This window comes from Pseudomonas sp. GW821-FHT07G10 (assembly GCF_059418545.1).
Genome location: NZ_JBWKQB010000015.1, coordinates 84,831 through 97,344 on the forward strand (window position 1 = coordinate 84,831; position 12,514 = coordinate 97,344).

The window sequence follows — 12,514 nt, forward strand, 5'->3', positions numbered from 1 at the left end:
CGGTGCTCCTTATCCGCGAGGTGCGGCGGCTGATTCCGCTTTCACCAGGGCCGGTGCCTGGGCGGAAACCGGCTGGTTGGAAGCTTCAATCGCCTGACGCTGGCGAGCCAGTGTGGCGACTGTTTCCGGGCTGGCCATCGGGGCATCCTGCGGATCGATCACCGCGCCGGGCCGCACACGCTGCAAGCCGTTGATGACGATGCGATCCTCTTTTTGCAGACCACTGCGCACGATGCGCAAGCCTTCAAGTTTCGGTCCCAGATCGACGCTGCGATAAACGGCCTTGTTGTCCTGATCGACCACCAGCACGAATTTTTTGCCCAGGTCCGTGCCCACCGCTTCGTCTTTGATCAGCAGGCCGGGATAGGCGGCGCTGCCCACCAGTTTCAAGCGCGCATACAGACCGGGGGTGTACTGGCCGTCAGCGTTATCGAACACCGCGCGACCGCGAATGGTGCCGGTTTTCGGGTTGACCTGGTTGTCGACAAAGTTCATCTGCCCGAGGTGACTGTTGCCCTCCTCGTTCGACAGGCCCATGTACACCGGCGTGGCTTGACCGCGCTGCCCCTGGCGGGAAAGCAGGCTGTATTTGAGGAACATGCGTTCGTCCGCGTCGAAGTAGGCGTAGACCTTGTCGGTGGAGACCACGCTGGTCAGCGGTGTGGTGTCGGCGGTCACGATGTTGCCGGCGGTGATTTCCGCCCGGCTGACCCGACCGCTGATCGGCGCTGTGACGCGGGTGAAACTGAGGTTCAAGCGCGCCAGGTCCAACTGCGCCTGGATGGCATCAACCCCGGCCCGGGCTTCCTGGGCGGTGGTGGTACGGGTGTCGGCCAGCTCGGCAGAGATCGCGTTGCTGCTCAACAAGCGCTGGCCGCGCTGCGCTTCGTTGCTGGTGCGGACCAGGGTGGCGCGTGCCTGTTGCAGTTGCGCCTCGATGCGATGCACTTCGTGTTCGAACGGCCGTGGATCAATCTGGAACAGCAAATCGCCCTTCTTCACCAGCGCGCCGTCAGTAAAGGCTACGCGATCAATCTGCCCGGTTACCCGTGGACGAACCTCGACGGTTTCCGGTGCTTCCAGGCGAGCGGTGACTTCGTCCCATTCGGTGATGGGCTGCTCTAGCACCTTGGCCACAGTAACGTGCGGCGCACCCGGCGCCTGAGCGGCAGAGGGTGCGCGTTCACACGCGGCGAGCGCCAGCAGCGCCAACGCAGCAAGGGGATAACGCAAAGGTTTAAGTGACTGTTCCATGGGTAGTGTCCGCCAGACGGTTTGGGAGTTTCCGGATTCTCGGCGTCGCGCGAGGTCGCGACGAATTGAACGGAGTGAAGTTGGCCATCACCAATAATGATGACCATCATGTTTAAGGGCAAAAAAAAGGGATCGATCCCGCTTAAACCTTGGTATTGGTGAGCACGGTACAAACGGAATCCAGCGCCGGCCCCAACGCCTGCGCAGCATTCAACGCTCGCTCAGTGGGCACCATCCGGCGACCGATGCGCTCGAACAAAGGGTCGTTGAACAGCTTGCGCAAACGCACCAGCGCCGCGCTGACCGCAGGCTGGCCCAGGGATAATTGCTTGGCGGCGCGGGTGAGATTGCGTTCCTGGATGAGCGCCTCGAACACCACCAACAGGTTCAGATCGATACTGCGCAGATCATTACGATTCATGAGTCCGGTCCACGTAGAGATTTTCAACTTGAGCCACAGGCTCGGGATCCGCCAGACTTGCGTCGATTCGGGCAAAGCCATTGCAGCGACCTTATATGACGATCATAATAAATACCAGCCTCTCAGCGAAGCTTTTCCCAAGTACAACCGACTGGGCTACAGGAGCAGTCTCATGAAAGTCACAAAAGACCAGGCCGCCGCGAACAAAGAGGCGATCCTCACGGCTGCGTCCCGGCTGTATCGAGAAAAGGGCATCGATGGCATCGGCATTGGTGAACTGTCGCGCTCGGTGGGCCTGACCCATGGCGGCTTTTACGGACAGTTCCCCGGCGGCAAGGAACAACTGGCCTCAGAGGCCGTCAGCCGGACGTTCGAGTCCAATATCCAGGACTGGCAAAACGCCAAATCCATTCCCGAACTGATCAAGGGTTACTTGACGCAAGCGCATCTTGATAACTGGACCGAGGGCTGCCCTATCCCCGCGCTGGGCGCCGACGTGGCCCGCACGGGTGGGACCGTCAGTGTTTCCTTCACCAAAGGCGTCGAACGTTTGATCGAAACGTTGATGGCGTTGGTCGATGGGGAAAGCCATGACGAGAAGTATCTGGAATCGCTGCGCATCCTGTCATCGATCGCAGGGGCTATGCTGATTGCCAGGGCGTTGAACAAGCCTGAGTTATCCGAGCAGTTTCTGCAGTCGGTGATCAGTGCTTGGCCTACTGCTCCCGCACCAAAAGAGCGGGCTGCATAGCGCCATTCAAATTTTTCATATGGGGACAAGCTAAAACCATCCTCAGCCCTGATCGAAGATTCTCGCGAAACACCTCTGAAACGTGGACGTCTGATCGACTAGCGGCAGATCAAGTTAGATGGCTCGGCAACTACTTGGGTGAGCTGGATTGCAGTATCACCTGCTGGACTGCACTGCCGAAAAATCTGCTGTTAAGTACTGGCGCAAACATCGTTCATCGATCTGCCGACGAAGCCTTTTACCACCCGATCAGGGATCTCATCCAACTGCCGACAAAAGCGCAATTTCACGACGAAGGTGGGTACTACGCCACCGCACTGCACGAGCTGACACACTGGACCGGGCATCACTCTCGGTTGCAGCGCGAAGGCGTGACGTCGTCCTATCCATTCGGCTCGCCAGGCTACGCGTTTGAGGAGTTGATCGCCGAAATGGGCGCTGCGTTTTTATGTGCCTACACCGGTATACAGGGAGAGCTGCGGCACGAGGGCTATATCGACTCTTGGCTCAGCCTGCTGAAGGCAGACAAGCGCGTGATCTTTCGGGCCAGTGGCCAAGCTCGAGCCGCATCGGAGTATCTGCTCAGTCTGGAGCAACAACTGAACCCAGTGGTCTTGGATGACTCGCTATGCAGGAACGACGGAGCTTAATCGTTAGTATGCTGAAACTCACCCCAGCAATCGCTTCACAGGGCGCAACGCGAGTTGGGCCCTTTTTTTCTGCTCCCCGAAAACAGAAGGTCTCACTTCGCAGGCCCCTGACTCCATTTACATGAGATGGTCAAACGCCTACGGAGAGCTGTCATGTATCCAGGTTCTGCGCCAGAAAATCCACCAGCTCGAGAGGGCTTCGGCTCTCGATCACCTTGTAGATCAGATCGCGCTTACTGCGCGGCAACTTCTTGACCACGCTCTTCGCCGAGGCCCTGACGGCTTCGTCTGTCCCATGGATACGTGCCGCAAGCAGCAGCACGAGCTTGGCGTCAGTGAGGGTCATGATAGGACTCACGAAAATTTGCACCGCAGTGTACCGAGTTCTCCTTACCCAACACTAACTAGATCATCGATGTACTCGCCGCATAGCCAGAGAGTGAGCAATATTTCAGTCTTTTAATAGTTGGATCCCTCACCAAAAGACATGATCCAGCGCATCGATGGCGGCCTGGATCAACCCCATACTCTTCACCGATCTGCGTACTTTGAAGTACGCGGCAAAGCCTCAAGCAGCACTTTGCCGGGAGTTGTTGCTCACCTCGAACAGCCCCACCAGTTTTTGCAACTTGTTGGCGTCGAGCCTTACCGTTTCCGCACTGGTCTGCAGCACGATCACCGTCTGGCGCATCTCTGCGGACGACTGGTCGACCTGCTTGATCGTTTTGCCATAGTCGAGGCTGCGTTCATTGAGTTGCTGGATGATGCTGAACATGCTTTCCACTGCCTGATGCAGTTGCACATTTTCCGAGGATGCCTCTTCGGCCAGGCGCAGGCTGTTGTCAACATCCTTGACTCCGCTTTCCATAAAACCCACGGCTTTTTGCGTTTCGTTTTGCAGGCCTTCGACCATCTGCCGGATGTCGTCGGCGGCGCGGGATGTGCGCGCGGCCAAGGTTCGGACTTCATCGGCTACCACCGCAAAACCACGACCATGTTCGCCGGCGCGGGCGGCCTCAATGGCGGCGTTCAGCGCCAGCAGGTTGGTCTGATTGGTGATGTCGCTGATCAGGCCGGTGATATTACCGATTTGTGCCATCCGGCTGTCAAGTAACTGCACGCTCGAAGAAGACCGCTCCACGACATCGCGAATTGACTGAGTCCCCACCTGTACCGCGAGAAATTGCTCGCGGGCTCGGCTGACCACTTCGTCCATCGCTTGCTTCATTTGTTCGGCACTGGCCGAGGCTTGTTGGATCTCGCCCAGTTGCTCTTCGACAATGATCATCATGCGATGCACCGCATCCGCGACTTCGCCGGAGGTGAGGCTGGCTTCCTGGCTGCGACCGAGCATCAGCTGATTGGTCTTGCCGACGCTATGGCTGGCCTTGACCACCTGCCCGACGACTGCATCCAGATGGTCGATAAAACTGTTGATCCAACGGCCCATATCTCCGGTCTCGTCGTTGGCCATACGCGTGGTGTCGAGGCGCTGACGCAGATTGCCCTCGCCTTCAGCGATGGTCCTGATCACACCGGTCATTTCGTTTAGACGCGCAGCCAACCGCTTCGGGCCAAAAGTGCTGAACAGGGCCGCAGCCGTCAGCATGCTCAAAGTCTCGCAAGCATCGATCAGGCTCTGCTCCAGACCACTGTAGTGCTGGACCAGGAAATTGCAGGCGAACAGGCCAACCATTGTTGCCAGGTAAGGTTTCATCAACCCATAACTCAGCGAGCGCCGTCGATAGACTTCCTCCAGATCGGCTTCGCACATCATCCCCCAGCGGTCAGGTGAACCCGGCAGTTGGAAAGTAACGCCCTTGCCGACTACCGGAATGTGCCGGTAGTCCGAGTAACCTGGGTAGGTGACGAACAGATTGGAACCGCTGCGAATGGTTTCTCGCACACCGGGGTGCAACTGCTGGGTCGCCGGATCGGTGAAGCGCAGTTCCAGTTCGGTGTGGCGCTGTATCTGTACGGTCTTCCAGGGGGTGCGTACGCCACTTTTGAGGTTCTCGCCGCGGGTGAACGTACCGTCCTCAAAGCGTGAACGTGACAGGGCAATACCCGGCTGAATCGTTGAATCGAAACGCGACTGGACCATGAACAGATAGTTATCTCCCGACTCGGCAAAAATATGCCCGGCCTCACGCTGGATCAAGTCGCCCAGGACATCGTTCGGTACACGGCCGCAGAGGCAGCCAAGGACTTTGCCATCAGCCTTCAGGGGCTGGTAGAACATCAGCGTGACCTCGTCGTGAAAGCGCGAGGATGAAGGGCCGATCTGCAAGGTCAGAGGGTCACTGTAGGGGCCGTGGAGAAACGGTGCTTTCAAACCTTCGGCCAGTGCTTTGGGGTTGCAGGGGCTGCTTTTGCCATGGCCACTCCAGGTCGAGGCGATGACTGCGCCACCTGTATCGACGACAAAGAGTTCGGAAAAGTCCTCGGCCTGGCCGAGCTTGTCCAGCAGCGGATGATTGTCGAGATGGGAGAAGTCGCGGCTAAGGGTCACGGCCAGTTCGGCCAAGTGTTCCCACTGCTCCCGAGTCCAGTTGTGCAGCAATTTGACTCGGGTTTCGGCAATAGCCTCGAATGTCTGCTCAATCACCGGGTAGGCAGACCGATTGAGTCGGCAGGACCAGTTCATTGCCAGTTTTCCGGTCTTGCCAAACCAGGGTAACCAGTGCTTTTCGGCGGAGGATAACTGCATAGAATTGCTTGATAGCGACATTCACTTCCCCAAGTACGACATAGAGTGCCGAATTTGCAGGCAATTACCACGCCAATTCGAAAGCTTGCTATTCATCGCCGATGCTTAAGAACTTAGACTCAGAGTTGGATTACGCAGGAATCTCCCAAGCTGAAGGTTGTAGGCGCTAATTCGCAGCACAGAGCGGTAGAAGGTAATTTGCGAGCGTTCCGAGCGGAATATTTGTGTTTCAAATAAGTGCACGATGCGATACGTGCTCACAAACAGGGCTGCATACGGCTACCCAATTCCGCTGATAGTGAGGTTCGAGCATTGCTACCAACCCCGATTAGATCATTAATTTGACCGCCCCCCCTGGGAACCGGCATCACCTCGCCGATTACTTTTAGACGGCGATCTGACGCTGGATCATAGCGCCCTGATGATCAACGAGATCATGGCACAGCACCTATCAGTTAACGCCTTGCGCTGTTCGATCCTGCTCAGTAAATCCAGTAGATCGTGACGATTGATATCGTAGATGGACCGCCCGCCAAGCGATGGCAGGATGTCTTTATTGAAGATTCTCAAGATTTGCGAGAGCGTGCTCCGGCGGCCTTCCTTCAGGCTCAACCTGCGAAACTCGACCCACTGATTGAACACCACTTCGAAGGTATGCTCTGCCGCGCTATGAACAGCATGGCGCTGCTGTTTACGGTGCTCATAGGGATTGATGCCTTGAGCAACCAAGGCACGCGCCTCATCACGACGGATACGCGCTTCCTTGAGGCTGATTTGCGGGTAACTACCCAGGGACATGCGCTTCTGCTTGCCCGTCCAGTAGTAACGGAAAAGCCAGATTTTTCCGCCGTTGGCCGTCACATTGAGCGTGAGGCCATCACTGTCACCGAGCGTGTAGTCATTGCCCGTGATTCGGGCGTGCCGAACAGCCATTTCTGAAAGTGCCATAGCGAGCTCCTGAACAGAGTCAGGGCTAGATGCTCATCTCGCTACGCAAACTGCTCCAGCAACAAACCGATTCAGTACGCGTCAGAATCCTGGACTTAATCCTGGACTTAAACGCACCGGATAGTGCTGGATTTCAGTGGTTCCCGCCGGAACGAAAAAAGGACCCGAAGGTCCTGATTTCAATCACTTACAGAATTCAGTGGAACTCTGCAGCGCAATATTTGGAGCGGGAAACGAGACTCGAACTCGCGACCCCGACCTTGGCAAGGTCGTGCTCTACCAACTGAGCTATTCCCGCGTCTTGGTGTGGCGCATTCTATACGATCCAGATGCCCCGTCAACCCCTTGATTCAAAAAAGTTTTATTTCTTTTCCGAAGTGGTCTTGAGGTGCGGCCAGGCGGCGCGCAAGTATTGCAGCATGGACCACAATGTCAGTCCCGCAGCAATCAGCAGCAGCGCATAGCCCACCAGGACCCAGAAGCTGAAATCCGAGGGGTTGGCCAGCAAGATAACCAGCGCCAGCATCTGCGCGGCGGTTTTCCATTTGCCCATGCTCGATACGGCAACATGCGCGCGAGCCCCGATTTCCGCCATCCACTCTCGCAAGGCAGAGACTACGATTTCACGACCGATGATCACCGCTGCCGGTAACGTGAGCCACAAGTTGGCATGTTCTTGCACCAGCAGCACCAAAGCCACTGCCACCATCAGTTTGTCAGCCACCGGATCGAGAAATGCCCCGAACGGCGTGCTTTGCTCCAGACGACGAGCCAGATACCCATCCAGCCAGTCCGTTGCCGCGGCGAACGCGAAGACTGAACTGGCCGCCATGTAGCTCCACTGGTAAGGCAAATAAAACAGCAAAATGAAAATCGGAATGAGCAGGACGCGTAAGACGGTGATCAGATTAGGGATATTCATCGGCACAACTGGCTACGAGGTGAGTTGGCATTCTACTCGCTGTGCAGGTTTGCATAAATCAACTCAGCGAGCTTTTTACTGATCCCCGGTGCTTTGGCGATCTCTTCGATGCTTGCACGAGACAGCTCCTGCAATCCACCAAAATGTTTCAGAAGCTCGCGCCGACGTTTCGGCCCAACGCCTGCGACCCCCTCAAGCGTTGACGTACGACGGGTTTTGCCCCGCCGCGCGCGGTGCCCGGTAATAGCAAAACGGTGAGCCTCATCACGTATCTGCTGAATCAAATGCAGTGCTGGAGAGTCGCCACGCAAGGTGAACTCATGAGCGGCGTCATTGAGGTAAAGCGTTTCGAAACCGGCCTTGCGCGTCGCCCCTTTGGCGACACCCAGCAAAATCAGATCAGGCACGGCCAGCTCATTGAGTACGTCTCGAGCCATGGACAACTGGCCTTTACCGCCGTCCACCAGAAGAATATCCGGCAGCTTGCCCTCGCCGTCCTTTAGCTTGCTGAAACGCCGAGTCAGCGCCTGATGCATCGCCGCGTAGTCGTCACCCGGCGTCACGCCTTCGATGTTGTAGCGACGATAGTCGGATTTGAGCGGGCCTTCAGGGCCAAAGACTACGCAGGAGGCCACCGTAGCCTCACCACTGGAGTGACTGATGTCATAGCACTCCAGACGCTGCGGTGGCTCGTCCAGACTCAGTACTTCAGCCAGCGCCTCGAACCGCGCAGCGACATGTTGGCGGTTGGCCAAACGGGCGCTCAATGCCTGTTCGGCGTTTGTCACGGCCAGTTGCTGCCAGCGTGCCCGCGTACCACGAACCCGATGACTGATGGTCAGCTCGCGACCGCGCAGCTCTTCGATGGCCGCAATCAAGGCCGGGAAGTCTTCATGGACGACGTTGACAATCAACTCGCTCGGCAAGTCCCGTTCAGGGCTGCTGATGTAGTACTGGCCGAGGAAAGCGGCCATGACCTCGGACACCTCCTCTTCAATACCGACTTGCGGAAAGAAGTTCTTGCTGCCGAGTACCCGCCCGCCACGCACGCTGATCAGGTGAACGCACGCGCCTCCCGGATTGACGAACGCGGCGACCACGTCCACATCACCGGTCCCACCTTCCATGCTCTGCTGATCCTGGACCCGTCGCAGCAGGGAAATCTGGTCACGCAGTTCAGCGGCGCGCTCAAAGTCGAGCGTGTTCGCCGCCGCCTCCATACCGCCAGACAATTCGTCAGTCAGGGCATTGCTGCGGCCTTCGAGGAACATGACCGAATGGCGTACGTCTTCGGCATAAACCTCAGGTTCGACCAGACCGACACACGGCGCCTTGCACCGCTTGATCTGGTATTGCAGGCACGGTCGTGTACGGTTTTTGTAAAAACTGTCTTCACACTGACGAACCAGAAACGCTTTCTGCAGCAGGCTCAGGCTCTCACGGATAGCGCCTGCGCTCGGGTACGGGCCGAAGTATTTGCCTTTCTGCTTTTTGGCACCACGATGGATGCTCAAACGCGGGAAATCACCATCCGAAAGAAAAACGTATGGATAGGACTTATCGTCTCGCAACAGAATGTTGTAGGGCGGCCGCCACTCTTTGATCAGCGTCTGTTCAAGCAGCAGCGCTTCGGTTTCATTAGAGGTGATCGTTGTTTCGATCTGAGCGATGCGCCCTACCAGAGCGGCAGTTTTAGGTGCCAGGCCGGTCTTGCGAAAATAACTCGCCAGGCGTTTTTTCAGGTTTTTGGCTTTACCGACATAGAGCAGGCGCGCATCGCTGTCGAACATGCGATACACACCGGGGTGCCCACTACAGGTAGATAGAAAGGCACTTGGATCAAACAGGTCTGTCATTGTCAGAGGCTGGCATCAACCATGCCGTGGCGGACCGCCAACAGCGTCAATTCGACATCGCTGCTGATCGAGAGCTTCTCGAAAATGCGGTAACGGTAGGTATTCACGGTTTTCGGAGACAGGCACAACTTGTCGGAAATGATCTGAACTTTCTGACAGCCAACGATCATTAACGCGATCTGGATTTCCCGCTCTGAAAGTGCATCGAACGGTGTATCACTGGTTGGCTGGAAAGACTTGATCGCCAGTTGCTGCGCAATTTGCGGACTGATGTAGCGTTGCCCGGCGAACACCTGGCGAATCGCCTGAACCATTTCCGCCAGGGCAGCCCCCTTGGTCAGATAACCTGCAGCCCCCGCCTGCAACAGTCGTGTGGGGAACGGATCCTCTTCACACACCGTGACGGCGACGACTTTGATATCCGGATGACTGCGCAGCATCTTGCGCGTGGCTTCAAGACCACCGATCCCGGGCATCTTGACATCCATCAGTACCACATCAGGCTTCAACTCCCGCGCCTTGAGCAGGGATTCCTCCCCTGACTCGGCCTGGCCGACTACTTGCAGCCCGTCGATGTCAGCCAGCATCCGTGTAATGCCTGTACGAACGAGATCATGGTCATCGACCACTAGCACCCTAATCAAGCAGACACCTCGCGATATGGTCTTATTGGTTGCCGGACACCTTAGCAAAAAACCGGCGGACAGACCTAGCTGCAAGCGTCATATAAAGAGTATCAATACGCTATGAGCGCCTGCCGAGCGACAGGCGCATACAACTTACCTTGGTTGATCAGGACTCATATGACCCTGGTTTACTTTTCGCACTGCTGGCAACGGAATACTCTGCCAACGTCGTCGTCAATCTGCGAATCGCGTCCTGATCTTCCTTGAAGAGCACCCGATAGCTACCCAGTACCTTCTCTTCCATCATGCTGAGATTCTCGATCAGCGTCGGGGTCGGATTTCCCGTCAACACGTACAGGATATCCACACCCTTCTCGGCCACTCGAGACAAATAATCTGCCTTGGGCGCGCGTCCGCCATTTTCGTATTTGCCTTGCGCGTTAGCTTCAACGCCTCCGATTTCGCCAAAAACTTTCTGCGACAACCCAAGCCGTTCTCTTTCCTGTCTCAACCGCGAACCGATTCCACTCATTTGGATGTATGATCCCATTTTGTACACCCCTAGGGGTGCCACACTCATTGCTTATTGAACACATTTGAACGGTTTTGAACTATGCCCGGTATCCGCACCGCCGCACAAGCCAAGGCTTGGCTGGAACATCAAGGTAAATCCGTTCAACAATTTGCTCGCGAGCATGGAGTTGATCCGGCCACCACTTATCAAGTGCTCGCCGGGCGCAAGAAAGGACGGCGTGGAGAGGCCCACAAGGTGGCGGTACTGCTGGGCATGAAAGACGGTGTCATCCTGACGGACACCGGGCAGCAGAGTCAGGAGCAGACCTGAAAGATCAGTATGCACTTAATTGACGACGGCATTCGATTTACTCAATGATGCCGTCTAGAGCGTTACAACAGCTCATCCCACACAAACTGGATACCCCACGACATCAAGCTGCTATGGCGCGGCGGAGCACATTCGCTCCATCCGTAGAAAGCAATCGTCCTCACCCACAACAACCAGCCCTATCCGCTGATAAAGCGCCTGCGCAGGATTCTCCTTGAAGACCGTAAGGCGCAGCGAAGACCGCCGCTCTTCGCGCGCCATCGAGAACACCCGCTCGAGCGCCCAGCTTCCAGCACCCTTGCAGCGCTCGGCCTCGATCACATGCAACTCACGAATGTACAACGCCTTCGCGTCGCGACTCAGGCTGAGAAAACCCAGCACCGATTCGCCTCGGCAAATCAGCCAGTTCTCTCTCCCGGCCCATGCCACATCAAACGCTTCGTCCTGCCACCGTAGATCGTGCCGAATGTAATAGCGAAGCATCGTTTCGCAGGTCAGTTTCCGAGCAAAACGCAGGTCTGCTGATGACGCAGGACGTAATTCAAAGTCCACATTTACCCCTTAGACATCCGATACAGCCACAACCTGACCCATCCATCCATTGGCGTCTCGGCGAGCAACCACCAGCACATCGCCGGTACCTGATGCTGCGACAATCAGTTCGCCGTTCGGCGCCCAGATGGCGCTACGCCCCGCCGAACCCCAGCCGCCAGTCGCACCGCCGTGGTTGGCCATCAACACGGTCATCGAGTGCCTGGCAGCGTAGCCTTGCAACAGGGCTGTATCAGGGGCATAACCGTTTTCCGTGATCAATACGCTGGCTGCGTAGAGGTCTGCATCTGAATCCGCAGCCTGCTGCGCATGACTGGCGTGGGAAAAGTCTGCGCAGACCGCCAGAGAGACCTTATCGTTACCGACCGTCAACATCGAGCCGCCCGAACCCGGGGCAAACGCCACCTCCTCCCCCGGGTGCAGATGCTGTTTGCTGTAAACCCCAAGTGAGCCATCGGCGGCCAGGACCAAGGCGCCGATCAACACTTCAGCACCGGCTGACAACCGAATCGGCATGCCAACGACCGTGGTCACGCCAAGCTCCCGGGCAAAATCGCGCAGCGGTTGCAGAACGGCGTCGTCCGGCAGCACCGCCAGTTCAGCGGCCAGGCCGCGCTCGTAGCCGGTCAGCGACAACTCGGGAAACACCAACAGCTGCACGCCGTGTTCGGCTGCGATTTCGATGAAGCGCATATGGCGGGCGATGTTGGCTTGAAGATCACCGGCAATGGAGATCGATTGGGCGGCGGCGATGGTCAATGTCGTCATGTTCCGTCCTTGCTGACAGTTTTTTGGAAAGAACAATGAGTGTGTCACAAAGCATCACGCCACTTAAGCCATAGAAACCACCCCACTCCCCTAATAGAATTTTCTGATTGAACCCCTGCACCCGCCTCTAGTAAGCTCGGTGCATTCATCGGAGACACATCATGTTGCATACCCTCTCACAGCTTCGTCATACCGCCAGCGCCCTGCGCTCG

Annotated in this window: 12 protein-coding genes, 1 tRNA gene and 2 pseudogenes; 3 read left to right on the forward strand and 12 right to left on the reverse strand. The window is 56.8% G+C overall.

Going from position 1 to position 12,514, the window contains the following annotated elements:
• Window positions 1–9 precede the first annotated feature (9 nt).
• Both mexE and AC07O1_RS17595 read right to left on the reverse strand, forming a co-directional pair.
• On the reverse strand, window positions 10–1,254 hold the full coding sequence (mexE, locus tag AC07O1_RS17590; RefSeq protein ID WP_495089535.1) for a multidrug efflux RND transporter periplasmic adaptor subunit MexE: 1,245 nt from the start codon (window positions 1,252–1,254) through the stop codon (window positions 10–12).
• Between the two features lie 142 nt (window positions 1,255–1,396).
• Window positions 1,397–1,675 (reverse strand): LysR family transcriptional regulator, encoded by a 279-nt coding sequence (locus tag AC07O1_RS17595; protein ID WP_008075261.1) that lies wholly within the window; start codon window positions 1,673–1,675, stop codon window positions 1,397–1,399.
• Window positions 1,676–1,847: 172 nt separating this feature from the next.
• On the opposite strand from AC07O1_RS17595, the gene AC07O1_RS17600 reads away from it, so the two are divergent.
• Together AC07O1_RS17600 and AC07O1_RS17605 are read left to right on the forward strand one after the other, a co-directional pair.
• Window positions 1,848–2,426 carry a TetR/AcrR family transcriptional regulator gene (locus tag AC07O1_RS17600; protein WP_008433961.1) on the forward strand — a complete coding sequence of 193 codons (579 nt, stop codon included), beginning with the start codon at window positions 1,848–1,850 and terminating at the stop codon, window positions 2,424–2,426.
• A 179-nt stretch (window positions 2,427–2,605) separates the two neighbouring features.
• A pseudogene (locus tag AC07O1_RS17605) lies at window positions 2,606–3,076 on the forward strand (zincin-like metallopeptidase domain-containing protein); the annotation flags it as partial.
• A 151-nt stretch (window positions 3,077–3,227) separates the two neighbouring features.
• Here the strand turns inward: AC07O1_RS17605 and AC07O1_RS17610 are convergent.
• From AC07O1_RS17610 to AC07O1_RS17645, 8 genes and pseudogenes are all read right to left on the reverse strand, one after another.
• Entirely contained in the window at window positions 3,228–3,422 is a 195-nt protein-coding gene (locus AC07O1_RS17610; RefSeq protein ID WP_495089536.1) for a DUF7740 domain-containing protein, read from the reverse strand.
• A gap of 222 nt (window positions 3,423–3,644) precedes the next feature.
• Window positions 3,645–5,807, reverse strand: a complete 2,163-nt coding sequence (locus tag AC07O1_RS17615; RefSeq protein ID WP_495089537.1) for a methyl-accepting chemotaxis protein — start codon at window positions 5,805–5,807, stop codon at window positions 3,645–3,647.
• A 432-nt stretch (window positions 5,808–6,239) separates the two neighbouring features.
• A pseudogene (locus AC07O1_RS17620) lies at window positions 6,240–6,734 on the reverse strand (tyrosine-type recombinase/integrase); the annotation flags it as partial.
• Window positions 6,735–6,956: 222 nt separating this feature from the next.
• Window positions 6,957–7,032: transfer RNA gene (locus AC07O1_RS17625), tRNA-Gly, on the reverse strand.
• Between the two features lie 63 nt (window positions 7,033–7,095).
• A complete protein-coding gene (pgsA, locus tag AC07O1_RS17630; RefSeq protein WP_495089538.1) occupies window positions 7,096–7,656 on the reverse strand; it encodes a CDP-diacylglycerol--glycerol-3-phosphate 3-phosphatidyltransferase in 561 nt (186 codons plus the stop codon).
• A 32-nt stretch (window positions 7,657–7,688) separates the two neighbouring features.
• A complete protein-coding gene (gene uvrC / locus AC07O1_RS17635) occupies window positions 7,689–9,512 on the reverse strand; it encodes an excinuclease ABC subunit UvrC (RefSeq protein WP_495089539.1) in 1,824 nt (607 codons plus the stop codon).
• Window positions 9,513–9,514: 2 nt separating this feature from the next.
• Window positions 9,515–10,156: a response regulator transcription factor GacA gene (gacA, locus tag AC07O1_RS17640; protein ID WP_494993222.1), complete on the reverse strand. Its 642-nt coding sequence runs from the start codon at window positions 10,154–10,156 to the stop codon at window positions 9,515–9,517.
• 148 nt (window positions 10,157–10,304) lie between these two features.
• On the reverse strand, window positions 10,305–10,670 hold the full coding sequence (locus AC07O1_RS17645) for a helix-turn-helix domain-containing protein (RefSeq protein WP_494993223.1): 366 nt from the start codon (window positions 10,668–10,670) through the stop codon (window positions 10,305–10,307).
• 81 nt (window positions 10,671–10,751) lie between these two features.
• Here AC07O1_RS17645 and AC07O1_RS17650 point away from each other — a divergent pair, with 81 nt between their 5' ends.
• A complete protein-coding gene (locus AC07O1_RS17650) occupies window positions 10,752–10,982 on the forward strand; it encodes a DNA-binding protein (RefSeq protein WP_495011440.1) in 231 nt (76 codons plus the stop codon).
• A gap of 111 nt (window positions 10,983–11,093) precedes the next feature.
• Here the strand turns inward: AC07O1_RS17650 and AC07O1_RS17655 are convergent, their stop codons facing one another.
• Together AC07O1_RS17655 and AC07O1_RS17660 are read right to left on the reverse strand one after the other, a co-directional pair.
• Window positions 11,094–11,534 (reverse strand): GNAT family N-acetyltransferase, encoded by a 441-nt coding sequence (locus AC07O1_RS17655; RefSeq protein WP_495089540.1) that lies wholly within the window; start codon window positions 11,532–11,534, stop codon window positions 11,094–11,096.
• Between the two features lie 9 nt (window positions 11,535–11,543).
• Window positions 11,544–12,302 (reverse strand): carbon-nitrogen hydrolase family protein, encoded by a 759-nt coding sequence (locus AC07O1_RS17660; RefSeq protein WP_495089541.1) that lies wholly within the window; start codon window positions 12,300–12,302, stop codon window positions 11,544–11,546.
• Window positions 12,303–12,514: the final 212 nt, after the last annotated feature.

Excerpts from the sequence above, each read along its gene's own strand:
- mexE (WP_495089535.1), bottom strand. The coding sequence starts at position 1,254 with ATGGAACAGTCACTTAAACCTTTGCGTTATCCCCTTGCTGCGTTGGCG.
- AC07O1_RS17595 (WP_008075261.1), bottom strand. The coding sequence starts at position 1,675 with ATGAATCGTAATGATCTGCGCAGTATCGATCTGAACCTGTTGGTGGTG.
- AC07O1_RS17600 (WP_008433961.1), top strand. The coding sequence starts at position 1,848 with ATGAAAGTCACAAAAGACCAGGCCGCCGCGAACAAAGAGGCGATCCTC.
- AC07O1_RS17610 (WP_495089536.1), bottom strand. The coding sequence starts at position 3,422 with ATGACCCTCACTGACGCCAAGCTCGTGCTGCTGCTTGCGGCACGTATC.
- AC07O1_RS17615 (WP_495089537.1), bottom strand. The coding sequence starts at position 5,807 with ATGTCGCTATCAAGCAATTCTATGCAGTTATCCTCCGCCGAAAAGCAC.
- pgsA (WP_495089538.1), bottom strand. The coding sequence starts at position 7,656 with ATGAATATCCCTAATCTGATCACCGTCTTACGCGTCCTGCTCATTCCG.
- uvrC (WP_495089539.1), bottom strand. The coding sequence starts at position 9,512 with ATGACAGACCTGTTTGATCCAAGTGCCTTTCTATCTACCTGTAGTGGG.
- AC07O1_RS17645 (WP_494993223.1), bottom strand. The coding sequence starts at position 10,670 with ATGAGTGGAATCGGTTCGCGGTTGAGACAGGAAAGAGAACGGCTTGGG.
- AC07O1_RS17650 (WP_495011440.1), top strand. The coding sequence starts at position 10,752 with ATGCCCGGTATCCGCACCGCCGCACAAGCCAAGGCTTGGCTGGAACAT.
- AC07O1_RS17660 (WP_495089541.1), bottom strand. The coding sequence starts at position 12,302 with ATGACGACATTGACCATCGCCGCCGCCCAATCGATCTCCATTGCCGGT.